Origin of the sequence: Streptomyces sp. WMMC940 (assembly GCF_027460265.1) — a bacterium.
In the GTDB taxonomy this organism is placed as follows: domain Bacteria; phylum Actinomycetota; class Actinomycetes; order Streptomycetales; family Streptomycetaceae; genus Streptomyces.
In genome coordinates this window covers 333,701-352,742 of sequence record NZ_JAPZBC010000001.1, presented here as the reverse complement: position 1 = coordinate 352,742, position 19,042 = coordinate 333,701, and the positions used below count along the sequence as shown (strand labels likewise).

General features: G+C 74.3%; 12 protein-coding genes. 2 read left to right on the top strand and 10 right to left on the bottom strand.

Going from position 1 to position 19,042, the window contains the following annotated elements:
* Positions 1-5: 5 nt before the first annotated feature.
* From O7595_RS01620 to O7595_RS01600, 5 genes are all read right to left on the bottom strand, one after another.
* On the bottom strand, positions 6-860 hold the full coding sequence (locus O7595_RS01620; protein ID WP_269726914.1) for an FAD binding domain-containing protein: 855 nt from the start codon (positions 858-860) through the stop codon (positions 6-8).
* A complete protein-coding gene (locus O7595_RS01615; RefSeq protein ID WP_269726913.1) occupies positions 857-3,322 on the bottom strand; it encodes a xanthine dehydrogenase family protein molybdopterin-binding subunit in 2,466 nt (821 codons plus the stop codon). Before O7595_RS01615 ends, O7595_RS01620 begins: the two co-directional genes overlap by 4 nt.
* Entirely contained in the window at positions 3,319-3,798 is a 480-nt protein-coding gene (locus O7595_RS01610) for a (2Fe-2S)-binding protein (RefSeq protein ID WP_269726912.1), read from the bottom strand. The genes O7595_RS01615 and O7595_RS01610 overlap by 4 nt, the downstream gene beginning before the upstream one ends.
* Positions 3,799-3,922: 124 nt before the next feature.
* On the bottom strand, positions 3,923-4,687 hold the full coding sequence (locus tag O7595_RS01605) for a class E sortase (RefSeq protein ID WP_269726911.1): 765 nt from the start codon (positions 4,685-4,687) through the stop codon (positions 3,923-3,925).
* A 169-nt stretch (positions 4,688-4,856) separates the two neighbouring features.
* Positions 4,857-6,335, bottom strand: a complete 1,479-nt coding sequence (locus O7595_RS01600; protein WP_269726910.1) for a glutamate-cysteine ligase family protein — start codon at positions 6,333-6,335, stop codon at positions 4,857-4,859.
* 435 nt (positions 6,336-6,770) lie between these two features.
* Between O7595_RS01600 and O7595_RS01595 the strand changes: the two genes are divergently transcribed.
* Positions 6,771-7,352 (top strand): lamin tail domain-containing protein, encoded by a 582-nt coding sequence (locus O7595_RS01595; protein ID WP_269726909.1) that lies wholly within the window; start codon positions 6,771-6,773, stop codon positions 7,350-7,352.
* A gap of 376 nt (positions 7,353-7,728) precedes the next feature.
* Here the strand turns inward: O7595_RS01595 and O7595_RS01590 are convergent, their stop codons facing one another.
* From O7595_RS01590 to O7595_RS01570, 5 genes are all read right to left on the bottom strand, one after another.
* The gene (locus O7595_RS01590) at positions 7,729-8,643 is read right to left on the bottom strand and encodes an aminoglycoside phosphotransferase family protein (RefSeq protein ID WP_269726908.1); all 915 of its coding nucleotides are present in this window, start codon (positions 8,641-8,643) and stop codon (positions 7,729-7,731) included.
* Positions 8,607-10,442 (bottom strand): alpha/beta hydrolase, encoded by a 1,836-nt coding sequence (locus tag O7595_RS01585; protein WP_269726907.1) that lies wholly within the window; start codon positions 10,440-10,442, stop codon positions 8,607-8,609. Before O7595_RS01585 ends, O7595_RS01590 begins: the two co-directional genes overlap by 37 nt.
* Before the next feature lie 314 nt (positions 10,443-10,756).
* Positions 10,757-12,553 (bottom strand): RICIN domain-containing protein, encoded by a 1,797-nt coding sequence (locus tag O7595_RS01580; protein WP_269726906.1) that lies wholly within the window; start codon positions 12,551-12,553, stop codon positions 10,757-10,759.
* 163 nt (positions 12,554-12,716) lie between these two features.
* Positions 12,717-14,780: a SpoIIE family protein phosphatase gene (locus O7595_RS01575; protein WP_269726905.1), complete on the bottom strand. Its 2,064-nt coding sequence runs from the start codon at positions 14,778-14,780 to the stop codon at positions 12,717-12,719.
* Positions 14,781-15,005: 225 nt separating this feature from the next.
* Positions 15,006-15,797: a uracil-DNA glycosylase gene (locus O7595_RS01570; protein ID WP_269726904.1), complete on the bottom strand. Its 792-nt coding sequence runs from the start codon at positions 15,795-15,797 to the stop codon at positions 15,006-15,008.
* A gap of 1,105 nt (positions 15,798-16,902) precedes the next feature.
* Here O7595_RS01570 and fusA point away from each other — a divergent pair.
* Positions 16,903-19,011 (top strand): elongation factor G, encoded by a 2,109-nt coding sequence (gene fusA, locus O7595_RS01565; protein ID WP_269726903.1) that lies wholly within the window; start codon positions 16,903-16,905, stop codon positions 19,009-19,011.
* Positions 19,012-19,042 lie beyond the last annotated feature (31 nt).

Sequence of the window (19,042 nt, the reverse complement as noted above, 5' to 3'; positions counted from 1 at the left end):
ACCCGTCACGACGGCCCGGCGGCGGCGAGCACCGCCCGCCGGGTGAGCACCCGGGCCATGTGCTCCCGGTACTCGGACGAACCCCACAGGTCCGACGAGGGGCTGGTGCCCTCGGCGGCGGCCTGCGCGGCCCGTGCCACCTCCTCCGGGCCCTCCGCACCCGCCAGCGCCGCCTCCGCGGCGGACGCCCGCAGCGGGGTCGGTCCCATGTTGGTGAGCCCGATCCGCGCCTCGGCGATCCGTCCGCCTTCCGAGCGGACCAGGACCGCGACGCCGACCGCCGCCCACGCCTGTGCGGCCCGGTGGAACTTCTCGTACCGGAATCCCCACTCCCCGGACTTCGGGAGCCGTACCTCCACCAGCAGCTCGTCGGGGCTCAGCGCGGACTGCAGGTAGTCGGTGAAGAAGTCCCGTGCCGCGATGGTGCGCCGGCCCCGGGGGCCGGCGGCGACCAGCTCGCCGTCGAGCGCGAGGACGACCGCGGGCAGGTCCGCGGCCGGGTCCGCGTGGGCGAGGGAGCCGCCCAGCGTCCCCCGGTTGCGCACCGCGGGGTCGGCGACCGTCTCCGTCGCCGCGGCGAGCAGGCCCGCGTGCCGCCTCACCAGAGGGTCGGCCAGCACGTCGTGATGCGTGGTCATGGCCCCGATGACGAGGGTGTCCGCCTCCTCGCGGACACCGCGCAGCTCGTCGATCCTGCCCACGTCCACCAGCAGTTCGGGGAAGGCGAGCCGCAGCCGCAGCATCGGGAGCAGGCTCTGGCCGCCGGCGAGGACCTTCGCGTCCTCACCGCCGTCGGCCAGCGCGGTCACGGCCTCGTCCACCGAGTCCGGCCGCCTGTAGTCGAACGCCGCGGGGATCATGCCAACCCCTCCTCGCCCGGGGCGGGCGCCTGGCCCGTCGTCGGTACCGTGCCCTCCGGCCGTCCGCCGGAGGGGGCGGCGCCTTCCTCACCCCGGGCCTGCCGGATGGCCCGCCACACCCGCTCGGGGGTGCACGGCATGGGAACGTCCGTCACCCCGAGGGGGCGCAGCGCGTCCACGATGGCGTTGACGACCGCCGGTGTGGAGGCGATCGTCCCCGCCTCCCCGACGCCCTTCACGCCCAGCGGGTTGGTGGTGGCCGGTGTCTCGGTGCGCTCGGTCGTGAACTCGGGCAGGTCCGCCGCCGAGGGCACCAGGTAGTCCGCCATCGTCCCGGACGTCAGGTTCCCCTCGGCGTCGTACACGGCCTCCTCGTAGAGCGCCTGGCCGATGCCCTGGGCGAGGCCGCCGTGCACCTGGCCCTCGACGATCACCGGGTTGACGACCCGGCCGACGTCGTCGACGCACACATAGGAGCGGATACGGGTGTGGCCCGTCTCCGTGTCGACGTCCACGGCGCACAGATGCGTGCCGTGCGGGTACGAGAAGTTGTCGGGGTCCACGACGTGGTCGGCGTGGATCGTCGGCTCCATGCCCTCGGGCAGGTCGTGCGACGAGAACGCCTCGAACGCGATCTCCTGGATCGTCCGCCGCGCGTCCGGGGACCCTTTCACCGAGAACACGCCCTGCGCGAAGTCGAGGTCGTCCTCGCTGGCCTCCAGCAGATGCGCCGCGATCTTCCGTGCCTTCTCCACGACCTTCTGCGCCGCCTCGTGCACCGCCGTGCCACCGACCACGAGGGAGCGGGAACCATAGGTGTCCATGCCCTGCGGCGCCGCCCGGGTGTCGCCGTGCACGACCTCGACGTCCTCGAACGGCACACCCAGCACGTCGGACGCGATCTGGCTCCAGCACGTCACATGGCCCTGGCCGTGCGGACTCGTGCCCGTGACGACCTCGACCTTGCCCGTCGGCAGCATGCGGACGTTCGCCGTCTCCCAGCCGCCCGCCGCGTACCGCAGGTCCCTCAGCACCCGGCTCGGCGCGACCCCGCACATCTCGGTGTACGTCGAGATGCCGATGCCGAGGCGCACCGGGTCGCCGCGCCGCACCCGCTCCTGCTGTTCGGCCCGCATCCCCTCGTAGCCGAACAGCGCCAGCGCCTTCTCCGTCGCCGCCTCGTAGTCGCCGCTGTCGTAGGTGAGCCCGGCGATCGAGGTGTACGGGAACTCGTCGTGGCCGATCCAGTTGCGCCGGCGCAGCTCCAGGGGGTCCATCCCCAGCTCGGCCGCGAGCTCGTCCATCATGCGCTCGATCGCGAACGTCGCCTCCGGGCGCCCCGCGCCCCGGTAGGCGTCGGTGGGCGTCCGCGTGGTGAAGACGCCGGTGCAGGAGAAGGCGTAGGCGTCCATCTTGTAGATCGCCGGGTACATGAACGCGCCGAGCAGCGGGGTGCCCGGTGTGATCAGCATCAGGTACGCGCCCATGTCGGCGAGCAGGTCGACCTTCAGCCCGAGCAACTTCCCCTCGCGGGTCGCCGCGATCTGGAGGTCCTGGATCTGGCCCCGGCCGTGGTGGGTGGCGAGATAGCCCTCGGAGCGCGACTCGGTCCACTTCACCGGACGGCCGAGCGTGCGCGCCACGGCGAGGGCGACGGCCTCCTCCGCGTACACCTGGAGCTTCGAGCCGAAGCCGCCGCCCACGTCCGGGGCGATCACCCGCAGCTTCTGCTCGGGGATGCCGGTGACCATGGCCATCAGCACCCGCACGATGTGGGGGATCTGGGTGGCGGAGTACATGGTGTACTCGCCGGACGCGGCGATCGGCATCACGACCACGGCGCGCGGTTCCATCGCGTTGGGGATGAGTCGCTGCTGGAGGAACCTCCGGGAGACCACCACGTCCGCCCGGGCCCGCGCGGAGTCCCAGTCCTCACCGGCCGTCAGCGGCCAGACGTAGCACCGGTTCGTGCCCTTGTCCGCGTGCACGAGCGGCGATCCCTCCTCGAGCGCCGCCTCCAGGTCGAGCACCGGTTCCAGGGGGGTGTAGTCGACGTCCACCGCCTCGAGCGCGTCGGCCGCCGCGTAGCGGTCACGGGCGACCACCACGGCGACCGGGTCACCCGCGTAGCGCACCTCGTCGACGGCGACCGGCGGGTGGTCGGGCATCACGATGTCCTCGGTCACCGGCCACACGCACGGCAGCGAGGCGAGACCGTCTGCGAGGTCGCCTCCGCTGAACGCCGCGACGACACCGGGCCGCTCCAGGGCGGGGGACACGTCCACCCGGTCGATCCGGGCGTGCGCCATGGGACTGCGCAGCACGGCCATGTGGAGCATGCCGGGCACGCTGACGTTGTCGGTCCAGGTGGTCTGACCGGTGACCAGGTGCGCGTCCTCCTTGCGGGCCCGGGCGCGGCCGACCTCCCGCTCGTGCGTCCGGTCCGCGGGCTGCGCGGTCATGTCCTGGCCTCCTGCTCGTGGCGGGCGGCCGCGAGCACCGCGTGGACGATGTTCTGGTAGCCCGTGCACCGGCAGAGGTTGCCCTCGAGGGCGTGGCGGACCTCGTCGGGGGTGGGGTCCGGGTCGTGCCTCAGCAACTCCCGGGCCGCCATGATCATCCCGGGTGTGCAGTAGCCGCACTGGAGGGCGTGCTTCTCGTGGAAGGCCCTCTGGAGGGAGTCGAGACCCCCGGTGGGGGAGCCGAGTCCCTGCACGGTGGTGACCTCCCCTCCGTCGGCCTGCACCGCGAGCACCGAGCAGCTCTTGACGCTGCGCCCGTCGAGTTCGACGGTGCACGCGCCGCAGCTGCCGGTGTCGCAGCCGACGGGGGTGCCGGTCAGTCCCAGGCGGTCCCGCAGATAGTGGACCAGCAGCAGCCGAGGTTCCACGTCGTCCTGGTAGGCAACGCCGTCCACGGTCACCGAGATTCGGTTCATCGGCCCTCCCAGGGGACCGGGCAGGGGATACCAGCCGGTTTGGTCTGATATGGCCAACTCTAGATCGGCGCAACACGCCCCGCGACCGTGCCGCTTGGCGGCGGCCGCGGGCCGCTCCGGCCGGTCATCCCGTGGCGTCGCGCACGTCCGTGAGCACGCCCACCCGGTCGATCCGGTGCTCCGGGTTGTTCCGGTCGTCGCGCCAGAAGTTCCCCGCGGCGTTGTCCTCCGGGGTTGCGCAGGTGGAGATCGTGATCATCGGCCGGGTGGCGGTCCTGCCGGGGAAGCCGGGCACCGCGGCCCGCTGCTCGGCCAGTGACCGGGCCGACCGGAAGGACGTCGTCCGGTGCTCCGTGATCCGGTACTCGTAGATCCTGCCTCCCGAGACGACCAGGACCGGATCGCCCACGCCCAGCGACGGCAGGTCCCGCAGGGGCCCTCCGGCGGACAGCCGATGAGCGGTGACGAGGTAGTTGCCGACCTCTCCCGGCCCGACCCCGCCCCGCTCGCCGAACGGGCTGGCAGCCACCCCGCGGTCCTGGATGCGCGTCCCCGGCCAGTCGTCGGTGGTCCCCTCGTACGGGACGACGCGCAGGTCCGCCACGCCGATCGACGGGATGCTCAGCGCGGCCGGCCGGGTGCGTGCGCTGCCCGGCGGCTCCGGGGTCGCGCTCGGGGTCGGGGCGGCCGCGGGGGCGAAGGGCTTCGGCGGCGGGGTCGGGGCGGACGGACGCGACTCTTGGGCCTCGGCGGCGGCGGACGAGGTCCTCGGGGCGGCCGCGGGCTTGTCGGACGTCCGGGCACCGCCGGCCGCGGGGGAGCAGCCGGCCGCCAGCACGGCGACGAGGGCTCCGGCGAGAGCGGTGGGAACGGCGCGGGAAGCGTGCATGGGCGGCATTCGGATCCGTGGTGGGGAGGCGGGGGCCACGGGACTGCGGGCCATGGCCGTCCCCACGACGGTAACCGATGGCCTGCTCCCGTGCCGTCCCCCCGTGCGCCGCCGTCGGTGCCGCTGCCGCCCCGCCGTGCCGGATCCGCCCCCGCGCGCGCGACGGCGCTCAGTCGACGGGCCAGGTGTGCGCGGGCGCGTTGAGGTGCATGAAGTCGATGTACTGCCGGGTCATCCGCCGCAGTGCCTCGTGGCGGGTCACATGGGCGGTGCTGTCGATGCGATGGAACATCTCCGCCTGCCAGACCGCGCCGTTGCGGCCCGTGACGCAACGCTGCTCGATGATCCCCAGCAACGGCTCCCGCCACTGGGCGTCCATGCCGGACAGCTCCAGGCCCCGGTGGGCCAGCGGCAGCAGCCGCCGCAGCACCAGTTCGGCAGCCGGCACCTCGCCCATACCCGGCCAGTACAGCCGGGCGTCGATCCCGTGCCGGGCGGCCGTGTGCAGATTGTCCTCGGCTGCCGAGAACGACATGCGTGACCACACCGGGCGCTCCTCCTCGACCAGCGCGCGGGTGAGTCCGTAGTAGAACGCGCCGTTGGCCAGGATGTCGGCGACCGTCGGCCCGGCGGGCAGTACCCGGTTCTCGACCCGGAGATGGGGTCGGTCGTTGGCCACCGCGTACACCGGGCGGTTCCAGCGGTAGATCGTCCCGTTGTGCAGCGTGAGTTCGGCGAGTTCCGGGATGTCGCCTCCCTCCAGGGTCTCCCCCGGGTCCTGGTCGTCGCACAGGGGCAGCAGCGCGGGGAAGTAGCGCAGGTTCTCCTCGAAGAGGTCGAAGACGCTCGTGATCCAGCGCTCGCCGAACCACACTCGCGGCCGCACGCCCTGGACCTTGATCTCCTCGGGGCGGGTGTCGGTCGCCTGCTCGAAGAGCGGGATACGGGTCTCCCGCCACAGCTCCTTGCCGAACAGGAAGGGGGAGTTCGCGGCCAGGGCGATCTGCACGCCCGCGACGGCCTGCGCCGCGTTCCAGTACCCCGCGAACTCGTCGGGCGAGACCTGCAGATGGAACTGGGTACTCGTGCAGGCGGCCTCGGGCGTGATCGTGTCCGCGTACGTCCGCAGCCGGTCCACACCGTCCACGGCGATCCGCAGGTCCTCGCCACGGGCGGCGAACACCTGCTCGTTCAGCAGCCGGTAGCGAGGGTTCTCCGACAGCGCGGCCTCGCCCACGTCCTTCTGCTGCAGCGTCGGCAGGATCCCCACCATGGCGAGGTGCGCACCGACCGGCGCGGCACGGTCCTCGGCGTGGTTGAGCGCGTCCCTGATCTCCTGCTCCCAGGCGTCGGGGCCGCCGGCGGTCAGCCGGCGCGGTGGAATGTTGATCTCCAGGTTGAACCGGCCCAGCTCGCTGGACCAGGCGGGATCGGCGATCGCCTCGAGCACGTCGGTGCTCCGCATCGCCGGTTCGGCCGCGCCGTCCACGAGGTTCAGCTCGATCTCCAGGCCGACCTGCGGCCGCTCGGACTCGAACCGTGACTCGCGCAGCATCAGCGCGAAGGTGTCGAGACAGTCCTGCATCTTGTTCCGGTACCGACGGCGGTCGTCACGGGTGAACACCAGCGCCGGGACGTCTCGTCCCATCGGCCCTCCCGTATCTCCTCGGGCCCGACCCCCTCTCAGAGTGCCACCGCCCGTCGGACTCGACCAGCGAGACGGGGCCGCCGGCCGCGGCGGTCCGGAGCGCCCGCGCCACGGCCCCGGCTGTTACACGCCGCCGGGGCCGTGCCGTCCGGCGCACGGGGTGGCGTACGGGGTGGTGGGCGTGGAGGGCAACCGCTTGTTGTTGAGGTTTGTACGGGTCGCTGTACGGTGCAGGAGGTTTGTCAGGTCATGTTGCCTTTGTCCATGTCGTATACAGCTGAGAGTTACGGAAATATCCGCATTTCGTAACACGGGGTGGTTTGGGATCTTATGCACGTTGATGTCCGGCGAGTGTGTGCGCCCTCGGCACAGGCCGAGAGCATGGTCCGCCCGCCGGCCCGCAGGCCGGTGGGCACTGAAGTGAAGGGCATCCACATGTCTGCTTCCCGCAACGTCCGTCGTCTCGTGGCGGCGGCCCTGGCATCCGGCGCGATCGTCGGCGCGATGGCCGTGCCGGCTTCCGCGGACAACGGGCACGACCGCCGCGACGGGCGCGACCGTCACGCCGGCCACAGCCGCCACCACGACGACCGGAACCGCTTCGACCGCGACAGATTCGACGGTGACCGGTTCGGCGGTGACCGGTTCGGCCGGGACCGGCGTTCCTCGGTCGTCATCGGCCAGGTCCAGCACAACGGCCCGCGTCGTGACTTCCGCTCCAACCGCAGCCTGAACGCGGAATGGGTCGAGGTGACGAACAACGGCCGCCGCGCCGTCGACCTCGACGGATGGACCCTGTCGGACGGCGACGGCAACCGCTACCGCTTCGACGACCTGCGCCTGCCCGCCCGTTCAAGCGTCCGTGTCCACACGGGCCGCGGCTTCGACACCCGCCGCGACGTCTACCAGGGCCGCCGGAACCACGTCTGGGACAGCCGGGACACGGCCACGCTGCGCGACAGCCGCGGCCGCGTCGTCGACTTCGAGTCCTGGGGGCGCGGCTTCCCCCGCCGCTAGCGCCCCTCCCGCAGGGCCCGCCCTGTCGAGCCGTCCGGCACGCAGCCCTCGCAGTGCGGGCCGGCAGCCCTGGCAGCTCCGCCACAAGGGCATCCGGCCGCCTTGCGACCGTAGGCACCGGACGCACCCTCGACGGGCAGCCGTCGCCGGCCGCGGCACCGGCCCACCACAGCGGCCGCACCGCGACGCCCGGACGCGGCCGCCGCGTCGTCCACCAGGGGAGGGCCGGGCCGGGGCCCGGTCCTCCCCGTCTCCCATGACCCCGCCCCTCCGTTCAGTCCGGAGCCGAACGGAGGGAGGGGAGGCTCCGGCTCCCGCCCGAGCCACTGCCGGGAGGGGCGGCTCCCGCCCGGACCGCAACCCGAGCGGGTCCCGTTCACGCCCGCCCGGCGGGCCGGTGCGCACCGTGGTCCCTGAGGACCTCATGGACGACGTGCCGGGCGACGGCAGCCATCCTCGGATTCGTGTCCCGGTAGTGCCGCAGCTCCGCCAGCGCGATCGACAACGCCCATCCCCGCCCCCTCAGCCACGCCGCCTCGTCGACGCCCAGGGCAGCGCGGAACGGGCGGCGCGCTTCGGCGGTCAGGACGTACCACGCCACGATCAGATCGACCGCCGGATCGCCCAGCCCCAGACAGCCGAAGTCGATGACGGCGCCGAGCCGTCCCCCCACGAGCAGCAGATTCCCCGGCTGTAGATCCGCGTGGACCCAGACGCGCGGCCCGTCCCGGCCGGGGACCCGCAGCGATGCCTCCCACGCTGCGACCGCCGCGCCCGCGTCGACGATCCCCTCCAGGGCCCCGATCGCGGCGCGGGTGCCGGCGTCCCGCGCGCGGAGTGGTTCGGCGCGGTACGAGGCGGGGCCGTCCGCCGGGTCGATCCCGTGCAGCGCGCCGACGAAGCCCGCCAGGTCCCCGGCGAGCGCCAGGGGCTCGGCGAGCCGGCCGGGCACCGGGTTCTCACCGTCCAGCCAGCCGTAGACCGACCACGGCCACGGGAATCCACCCCCCGGCACGCCCTTGCCGAGGGGTGCCGGTACGGCCGCCGGGAGGCTCGGGGCGAGCCGCGGGAGCCACTGGTGCTCCTTGTCCACGTCGTCGGCGGACCCGGGGGTGCAGGGCAGCCGCACGACCATGTCCCGGCCGAGGCGGAACATGGCGTTGGCCGTACCGGCGGAGGAGACGGCGGTGACCGGCAGGTCCGCCCACCGCGGGAACCGGCGGCGCAGGAGCCGTCGCACCAGAGCCTCGTCGATCAGCGCCGCTCCGTCCCGCGTCGTCCTGACGGACATGCCTTCCTCTCCTCGCAGGGGCCTTCACCGCCGGTCGAGTCGGGGACACGGGCCCCGCGGGCGGCGGCTCCGGCCGTAGGGCCGGAGCACGTCGATGGAAGCCGTCCGGTCCACGGCCCGTCAACTCGGTTCCCGCCGGGCGCGACCGCGTTCGTTCCGCCGGCCGTTCCGCCGCCGCCGGTGCCGACGCCGCCCCGGGGCCGTGATTCGCCGAACGGACGCACGTCCTGCCGGCAGGTGGCCCCCGGCGGGGGGAGGACGCCGTCGACGAGGTAGCGGCGCTCGTAGTCGTCCACGCACAGACTCGGGTTGACGACGGACGAGTGCCCGTACCCCTCGACGGTCAGCAGGCGCGCGTTCGCGAGCTGCCGGGTCATCGCGAGCGCGCCCTGGTAGGGGGTCGCAGGGTCGTAGAGGGTGTTCACCACGAGCACGGGGTTCACCGTGGGACGGTTCCACGGGCCCGCGTAGGAGGAGGCGGCCGTCGCCGGCCAGGTGGCACACGGCTCGCTCGCCCAGGCGACGGCCCGACCGAGGTCACCGGCCCGCCCGTAGGCGAACTCCGCCAGTTCGGGGAAGCGCCGTGGATCGCGCGGATTGGGGCTCTCGGAACACCGTATCGCCTCGATCTGTTCGAACGCCGGGTACGGCAGGGTGCCCTCCGGCGCGACGGGTTCCTGCGGGGGCCGCCGCACCCACAGGTCCTCCAGCGTCCAGGCCAGGTCGTACCAGCCGGGGTCGATGGCGTAGAGGCTGCTGAGCACCGTGGTGACGGTCCTGGCGTACGTCCACGACCCCTGTGCGCGCTCCTGGAGGCGCAGCATGAGCCGTTCGAACTTCGCACGGGTCGCCTCGGGGCCCCCGGCGGAGAAGGCGCACCGGTCGGCACCGGCGCGCCCGCAGTGGTCGAGGAACTGACGCAGGGTCGCGGCCGACCCCAGGTCGACGTCCTCCCGAAGGAACGTCGTCAGCCGCGGGTCCGCACCGGCACCCCCGTCCACCCAGGCCCGCGGGTCGATGTTGCTGTCCAGGACCATCGCCCGGACCCTGTCGGGGAAGAGATTGGCGTACGTGGCACCGAGGAACGTGCCGTACGACACCCCGAGGAAGCTGAGCTTCTCGTCGCCCACGGCGTGCCGGAGCCGGTCCAGGTCGCGTGCCGTGTCGGTGGTGGAGACGTGCCTCAGCAACTCCGGGTCGCGCTTCTCGCAGAGCCGGCCGAGGTCGGAGTAGGCGTCGACCCAGGCCTCCGTCTCGCTCTGGCCGACGGGGAACCCGAAGGGTATGCGCTCCAGCCACTCGTAGGCCTCGTCGGTGGTGGGGAAGCAGCGGACCGCGGTGCTCCCGCCGACCCCGCGCGGGTCCCAGCTGGCGATGTCGAAGCGCTGCCGGAGTTCCTCGGGGAACAGTTCGTACCACTGGGGCAGCGCCTGGGTGCCCGCTCCGCCGGGGCCGCCGGGGTTGAAGAAGAGGGTGCCGAGACGCGGCCCGGGGCCCGTCGCCCGGTGTCTGATGACGGCGAGATCCACCGCGCGCCCCGTGGGCCGGCGGTAGTCCAGCGGTGCCTTCGCGGTGGCGCAGTCGAAGCCGGGGGTCTCGGGGCAGGGGCTCCAGTCGAGGGGCGGAGCCGCGTCCACCGGGGCCGGTCCGTCGGCCGGCCCCGGGACGGGGGGACGGGTGGGGGCCGGGGCGCGAACCGGGGCGGGGGCGGGGGCACTCAGCACGCAGGCGCAGATGGTGGCGGCGACGGCCATCGCGGCGAAGCGCCCGCGACCGACGGGTGATCGGGGTATGTGCATGGTCATCCTTTGCCGCCGCGGCACCGGCGTCGTCTGCGTCAGGAGCGTTCGTCCCGATACGACGTCGGCCCCGCCGGGCCTGCAACCCGCACGCGGCCGAATGGCCGTCACCCGTCGGGCGGGGCGGACACCCTGAAGAACCGCCACCTCGGCCGCCGAGGAGGAACGAGAGGCGTGGGTCAGTCAGCGGGCCCGCGGCCTCGGCGGAGCCGTGCGACGACTCCACCGCCGCCTTCGGGGATGCCGGCGACAGCCGCGGAACCATGTGCACCCCGAGGGCCCGCACGGCCCGAGCGGGATGCTCACCGGCCCGCCTACCGCGACGTGCCGGCGTTCCACCGCTGGTCGGCGTCGCCGTCCAGCCGGTCGAACCCCAGGGATCCGCCCCGGGGCTCGAGGGCGAAGTCCAGGTCGATCCGCGGGCGGACGACTCCCGCGCCGTCGACGCCGAACTGCAGGTTGAGGCCGTTGCGGCCGTCGACGGAGGAGCACGACCAGATCCCGGCGCCGCGGTCGGTGTCCCCGCGCGAGTCGAGGCAGTAGTCGGGATCCGCGCTGTTGCGCAGCAGGCCGTTCGGCTCGAGCCGCCACTGCTGGGTGGTGGCGCCGTTGCACTCGGTCGTGATGACGTCGGTCCGGTTGGCCATCACCCCGTCCTCGACGTCGAGACACAGACCCGTGGCCGCGTTGACCACCGGGTGGTAGCCCGTTCCGGGGACGATCGGCGCCGGAATCGGCACCGCGCTCCTCGTCGGCGAGGGTACCGGGGGTTCGGCCGCGGCCGGGGGCGGTGTGCGCGTCGGTGAGGGAGTGGGCCGTGCCGAGGGCGGGGCGCTGGGGCTCGTCGACAGGGTCGGGACCGGCGACGGAGCCTCAGGCGTGGGGAACGCGCCCTCCGCCGTGGGCGCCGACGCCGCCGGCTCGCGCGCCCCGCCGGCGTCCCCGGACGAGGCCACCAGGGCGGTCCCCGTGGCGGCGGAGCCCACGACCACGACGGCGGCGGCGATCAGCATGACGGACCGCGAGGGCAGGCGCCTGCTCCACCCCGGCGCCGGGCCGGCGGGCGGCTGCGGTGGACACCCGGCCGCTGCCGCTGCCTCGCCGACCGCGAACGCCGGCCCGCTCACCGGTGCCGGCACGGGCGAGGCGCCCTGGTCGGGCGCGGGCCCGGGCGTCCCGGCGCCGGGCACCTTCCCGGGCGTCCCGGGCATCGTCCCCCGTATCCCGGACACCGGCAGACGCGCGGTGTACTCGGCGCCGCCCCAGCCCAGCAGATGCTCGGCGAAGACCATCCGGGGGTTGTCGGTCATCCGGGTCAGCTCGGCGACCACCCGGGTGCAGCGCGGGCACTCGGCCAGATGCAGCGTCAGATCCTCGCTCCGCCTCCGGTCCACCGTCCGCGCCGCCGCCTCGATGATCCTGCGGTAGCCCAGGCACCGCTTGTCCCCCCGTTCCAGGTATGCCTGGAGAAAGGCGCGGCGCATGGACTCCGGCGCCCGGAGCCGCAGATCGGGGACGAGGTCGGCGCGGACGCCCAGATACCCGGCGGTCGTGGAGTCCGGTTCCTGGTCCACCACCGCGTACCAGAGCGCTCCCCGGGTCGGGGCGGGCAGCCGGCAGAAGGCGGTGAGCACGGCGGCGGAGACCTCGGGCGCGGCACCGGCCGCCGACCGGCCGGACGCGGTGGCCGTGGACGTCCCCGCGGCCGGGACCGCGCCGGTCCCGGCGTGCTCCGTCCCGTCGATCCAGGCGGCGAAGTCGGCCGAGAGTCTGTCCCGGCGGCCGTTGCGGGCCCAGTCCGCGCCCACGCGCCGGACGAGCACCAGCAGATGGTGGCGCCACTGCCCGCGGGGCTCGATGCCCCGCCCGGCCTCCTCCGAGGCCAGTCGCAGTGCCTGGACGGCCAGCTGGTTGCCGGCGGTCTGGTTCCGGCCGCAGAGCCGGGCGTAGGCCAGGACCGCGGGCAGGTGCCGGCGCTTCAGCTCCTCGATCGCCGGATGGGCGCGCGGGGCACCGGACCGGATCCGTTCCCCCAGCTCCGCGTCCGACAGGGCGGAGTCCTCCGGCTGCCCCGGTGTGCGCAGCGGACCGGCGTCGTGGAGCTCTGGCACCCTTGCTTCTCCTCGTCCCCCGAGGCATGGCGAACCCGCCCCGTGCGGGGGCGCGCCGGTTCACCTGCCGGTAACAAGTGCCCATGGTGGATCAGCGGGACGGGCCGGGAAAGGTGTTTCCGCGGGTAAGTCGTCGTGGTGAGGGCGCCGGTGGGCCGCCCGGTCAGCCGGCCCGTCCGACGCGGGCGAGGACCAGCACCGTGTCGTCGTGCGGCGGTCCGGGCAGCAGCCGGGCCAGGATCCGGTCCGCCGCCTCCTCCAACGGGCCCGAGGCGCGGGCCAGTTCGGCGCGGAGCCGCGCGGAGCCCTCGTCGATGTCCCTGCCGCGCGCCTCGATCAGGCCATCGGTGTAGAGGGCCAGGGTGGAACCCGCGGGCAGGTCGATCTCGGTCGTCGCGAAGGGATGACCGCCGACCCCGAGCGGCACACCCAGCACCTCGTCCACCGTCTCGACCCGTCCGCCGGGCAGCAGCACCAGCGGCGGCGGATGGCCCGCGTTGCCGACCCGGGCGCGGCCGCTCGCGGGGTCGTACAGCAGATACAGGCAGGTGGCCAGTTCGATGCCCGCCTCCTGGGCACAGGCGTCCAGTTCGGCGAGGAGCACGTCCGGTTCCTCGATGTGCCGGGCCAGTGTCTTCGTGGTGATGCGCAGCCGTCCCATGTCCGCGGCGGCGCGCACCCCGTGCCCCATCACGTCGCCGACGACGAGCGCGACGCGGCCCCCGGGCAGATCGATCACGTCGTACCAGTCGCCCCCCACCTCGGTGGCGTGGCTGCCCGGCACGTAGCGGTGGGCCACGCGGACATGGGGACTGGCCGCCAGGCTGGTGGGGAGCAGCGCGCGCTGGAGCGTGAGGGCGATGGTCTGCACCCGGCTGTAGAGGCGGGCGTTGTCCAGGCAGAGCGCCGCGCGGGAGGACAGCTCGGAGGCCAGGCTCAGATCCTGCTCGTCGAAGGCGGGGCGGCCGGAGGAGCGGCCGAACATGGTGAGCCCCTGGACCGTCCCCCGGGCGATGAGCGGGGTGATGACGATGCAGGCCAGTCCGCTCTCGAGGAGCATCCGTGCGCGCGCCTGGTGGAGGACGGTGGTCGCGGCGAAGTGCTCGTCCACGGGGAAGCAGACCGGCCGCCCCGTCCGCAGCACCTGGTGGATCCTGGACCTCGGGGGATATGTGACCGTCTCCAGCCCGCCCACCAGCTCGGGTGCGGGAGGCGGAAGCACCGTGCCGGCCGCGATCCGATGGGTGACCAGGGGCAGTTCGAGGTCGAACACCTCGGGCTCGTCCATCCAGTCCACGAGTTCCACGACCGAGGCGTCGGCGAAGTCCGGCACGGCCGCGTCGACCAGTTCCCGCGCGGTGACGTCGACGTCCAGTGACGTGCCGATGCGTGCCGCGGCCCGGTCGAGCAGGGCCAGGCGCTGCCGTGCCGCCGTCGCCGCGAGGATGGCCTGCTCCCGCTCCGTCACGTCCACCATGAGCCCGCCCAGCCCCGGCCGGGTCCCGCCCGCCTGGCTGAGCGGGAAGAGGCTCACCGACCGCACCTGGTCCCGGTCGGGCCGGCCCGGTGTGCGCAGGCCCACGAGGGCGCCGACCACGGGACGGCCGTCCGAGGCGACGGCGCGGACCATCCGCTCGTACTCCCCGCCGTCGGAGGTGATCATGACCTCCTCCATGGACCGCCCGAGGTGGGCCTCGACGGGCAGCCCGTCCATGTCGGCGAGCGCCTGGTTGATGTGGACGTAGCGCAGGTCCTCGTCGAGCATCAGCAGTCCGATGGGGCAGGTCTCGAAAAGGGCGTCCAGAAAGGCCAGATTGGTCTTCACCCGGTCGAGTTCCTCACCCCGGGCGGCCAGCCCCACGACGACCGAGGAGCCCGTGGGCCCGGTGACGGGGAAAACGCGGAAGCCGCACCCGAAGACCGTGCCGTCACGCCGCCGTGCGGGCAGCCGGCCGCGCCAGTACCCGAGCGTCCTGGCCCGCTCCGTGAGGCCTTCGGCGGCGCCGGGCGCGCCGGGCGGGGGCTCGGGGAACAGGATGCCGGCGGGTTCGGACAGGGCACCGGCCGCGTCGTACCCGAAGAGGTCCTCCGCCCCGGGGCCCCAGAAGCAGATCCGCTCGTCGCCGCCCACGCCGAAGACCGCGACCGACACGTGCTCCAGCAGCGCTCCGGGTTCCGAGCGGAGCGGACCGGGATCGGTGCCGGCCCGCGGCCGACCAGCTGTCACCGGACGTTCCTTTCCGTCTGAGGCCGCCGGCCGGGCCGCCGTGACCCGGCGGACGGCAGCCGGGGCCTTCCTCGCACCCATTGTGCGGATGTGGGAGCTGCGCTGCCCACGTCAGTCCTTCGCCCGTACGCGCAGACCGCACCCCGCCCGACGGCCGCACCCCCCCGACCTGGGGACATCGCCGACGGTCATGCCCCGGGCGCCGGGCGTGACCCGCCACCGGCCTCAGCGCACGGCCGGCAGCTGCGCGAGTTCGGCGGCCCTGCGCAGCACCTCCACGAGCATCGGGAAGGTGAGGCGACCGGTGAAGGTGTTGCGCTGACTCGGGTGGTAGCTGCCCAGCAGGTGCAGGGGATGCGGAAGCCCGTCGCCCGCGGGCAGGACGACGTGCACTCCGTGGCCGAAGACGGGACGCGGCCGCGGCAGCGGCCGTCCGGTTTCGCGGATCGCCGCGAGCAGGGCCCCCCAGCCGAAGCCGCCGAGTGCGACCACCGCGCGGAGCCGGGGCGCCAGCAGGCCCAGCTCGGCCGACAGCCAGGGACGGCACGCGTCGCGCTCGTCCGCCGTCGGCCGGTTCCCCGGCGGGGCGCAGTGCACGGGGGCGGTCAGGCGTACGCCGTGGAGGGCGAGCCCGTCGCCGGTGTGCCGTGAGGTGGGCTGCGACGCGAGGCCGATCTCGTGCAGTGCGGCGAAGAGGAAGTCACCGGTCGCGTCGCCGGTGAACATCCGTCCGGTGCGGTTCGCCCCGTGCGCGGCCGGGGCGAGGCCGACCACGGCGAGGGACGCGTCCGCGGGGCCGAATCCGGGGACCGGGCGCCCCCAGTACTCCCAGTCCTGGAACGAGGCCCGCTTGACCCGTGCCGCCTCCTCGCGCCAGGCGACGAGCCGGGGGCACGCCCGGCACCGCGCGACGAGCTCGTCCAGCTCGCCCAGACGAGTGCAGCGAGGCGCGTGGCGGGCCGGGAACGCCGGGTCGTCGGCATCGGGACCGGCGCCTCGGCCTCGCGGTCGCTTCATCCCTCCACGCTACCGGGACCCCGGTGGTGCCCCGGCCTACCGGCGGTCGGCGCACGGCCGCCGCAGCGACAGGGGCGCGGTGTGCCGCCGCGTCGGCGGACCTGCGGCGGCACCGGGGTTCGGCGGTCGGCGCGTCGGCGGACCTGCGGCGGGCCCGGGGTTCGGCGGTCGGCGCGTCGGTGGACCTGCGGCGGGCCCGGGGTTCGGCGGTCGGCGCGTCGGTGGACCTGCGGCGGGCCCGGGGTTCGGCGGTCGGCGCGTCGGTGGACCTGCGGCGGGCCCGGGGTTCGGCGGTCGGCGCGTCGGTGGACCTGCGGCGGGCCCGGGGTTCGGCGGTCGGCGCGTCGGTGGACCTGCGGCGGCACCGGGGTTCGGCGGTCGGCGCGTCGGTGGACCCGCGGCGGGCCCGGGGTTCGGCGGTCGGCGCGTCGGTGGACCTGCGGCGGCACCGGGGTTCGGCGGTCGGCGCGTCGGTGGACCCGCGGCGGGCCCGGGGTTCGGCGGTCGGCGCCGGGGAGGGGCGACCCACGATGAGCGCCGGGGACGGACGGCACGTCCGAGACCCGGGTGGAGCGGGCTCCACCCCGGGCTTCGGATGCGCGTTCCGCCCCGCTCCGGCGGCGGAGCGGAGCCCGGTGCGCCCAGCGGCCTTCCCGCGGCGCGGACGCGGTCCCCGGAGCCGGGGCGCGGAAAATCCCGGGCGTCCGCCTCCCGTGGCTCTCTACACTCGGCTCACGCGCCGACACGTCAACGCGGTGCGCATCGCCAGGAGTTGGACCGAGTGAGGGGGGACCGGACGTGTGCTGCCGCACCACCGCCTTCGTTCCCCGGTCACGGTACGACGTGATCCTGGTGTCTCCGGCCCGCCGGTGACGGCTGCGCGGCCGCCACCGGAGCCCGCGACGACCACCCACCGACCGGTGCCCGCCCGCGTCGCCCGCTCTTCGCGGGGACCGGGGCACGGTCGCGCCGCCCCGAGGGCGCCTCGCACCGACCACTGACGTTGCGTCAGGAACGGTGAACCCGGCCTCCGACAGGACCGTTCCGTCCGGGAATCGCGCAGCCCCGAACCACCCGTCTCCCGATCACCGAAAGGCTCCGGGCCGTGCGCAACGACCTCCGACCCCACGCCGTCGACCCACTGACCACCGTCCGCAACCTGGGCATCCTCGCCCACGTCGACGCCGGCAAGACCACCGTCACCGAACGGATCCTGTACCTCACCGGTGCCACCCACAAGCGCGGCGAGGTCCACGAGGGCACGACCGTCACCGACTTCGACCCCCAGGAGCGCGACCGCGGCATCACCATCTTCGCCGCAGCGGTCAGCTGCGACTGGGACGGGCACCGCATCAACCTCATCGACACCCCCGGTCACGTCGACTTCTCCGACGAGGTGGAGCGCTCGCTGCGCGTCCTCGACGGCGCCGTCGCCGTTTTCGACGCCGTCGCGGGAGTGGAGCCGCAGAGCGAGTCGGTGTGGCGGCAGGCGGACCGGCACGGCGTTCCGCGGATCGCCTTCGTCAACAAGATGGACCGCGCGGGCGCCGACCTCGACTCGGCCGTCGCGTCGATCCGCGAACGCCTGCACACCGTGCCCCTCGTCGTGCAGATGCCGATCGGGCGGGAGGACGGGTTCACCGGAGTCGTGGACCTGCTGCGCATGCGTGCGCTGGTCTGGCACACCGGCCGCGACGCGTTCGAGGAGGGACCGGTGCCCGATGTCCTGGCCGAGGAGGCACTGCGGCGGCGCGGACTGCTCGAGGAGGCGGTCGCCGAACTCCACCCCGCCGCCCTGGCGGAGTTCTGCGAGCGGTCGCGGGTCTCCGACGGGACGCTGGCGGGCGCACTGCGCGAGGTGACCCGCAGCGGCGAGGGCCTGGTGGTGCTGTGCGGCTCCGCCTACCGCAACCGCGGCGTCGAACCGCTGCTGCGGGCCGTCGTGGAACTGCTGCCCGCGCCGCCGGACGTGCCCGCCGTACGGGGCGCCCTGGACGGTGTGTCCCAGGAGCGGCCCGCCGACCCGGCCGCGCCCCTGGCCGCCCTGGTCTTCAAGGTGCACTCGACGCCCACGGGGCGGCTGACGTTCGTCCGTGTGTACTCGGGCACGATCCGGAAGGGGGACACGGTCCTCGACGCGGGCGCGGGCCGGACCGAGCGCGTCGGGCGCATCCTGCGCGTACAGGCGGACCGGCACGCCGAGGCCGACCGCGCGGTCGCCGGGGACATCGTCGCCCTCGTCGGCGTCAAGTCCTCCCGTACCGGGGCCACACTGTGCTCACCCGCAGCCCCGCTCGTCCTCGAACCGCCCCCCGTGACCGACCCCGTCGTCTCGGTGGCGGTCGAGGCGCGCAGCGGCCCGGACGCCGAGCGGCTGGCGTCCGCACTGGCGAGGCTGGCCGAGGAGGACCCGTCGCTCACGGTCGGCACCGACCCGGAGACCGGCCAGACAGTGCTGTCCGGCATGGGCGAACTGCACCTGGAGGTGGCGGTGGAGAAGATCAGGCGCGCCCACGGGATCCGGGTCGGCGTCGGCCGGCCGCGGGTGGCGTATCGCGAGACGGTGGCCCGAGGGGTCACCGGGCTGCTGTACCGGCACGTCAAACAGGACGGCGGCGCCGGGCAGTTCGCCCATGTCGTGCTCGACGTGGAGGCGCTGGGGACCGCCGACGAGGCCGGCACGGGCGGAAGGGCCGGCACGGGTGGCTTCGCGTTCCGGACGACCGTCACCGGCGGACGAGTGCCGAAGGAGTACGTCCGCGCCGTGGAGGCCGGCTGCCGGGACGCCCTCGCCGAGGGACCGCTCGGCGGCCATCCGGTGACGGGGCTGCGCGTCACCCTGACCGACGGGGCCACCCACCCCAAGGACTCCACCGAGACCGCGTTCCGCGCGGCGGGCAGGTTCGCCCTCCGCGAGGCGTTGCGCGCGGCGGAGATGGTCCTCCTGGAACCGGTCGTGGAGGTCGCGGTCACCGTGCCCGACGACGCCGTCGGCGGCGTGCTCGGTGATCTCGCAGCACGGCGCGGCCGGGTGTCGGGCTCGACCGCGGGCGCGGCCGGGGCGGTCGTCACCGCGACCGTGCCGCTGGCCGAACTGTTCGGCTACGCCTCGCGGTTGCGCGGCCGCACCCAGGGCCGCGGCACGTTCACCACCCGGGCCGCGGGCTACGCGCCCGTCCCGCCGGCGGTGGCCGAGGGGATCCTGCCGCGATAGGCGACGACGGTAGCGGCGGCTCCGCCCCACG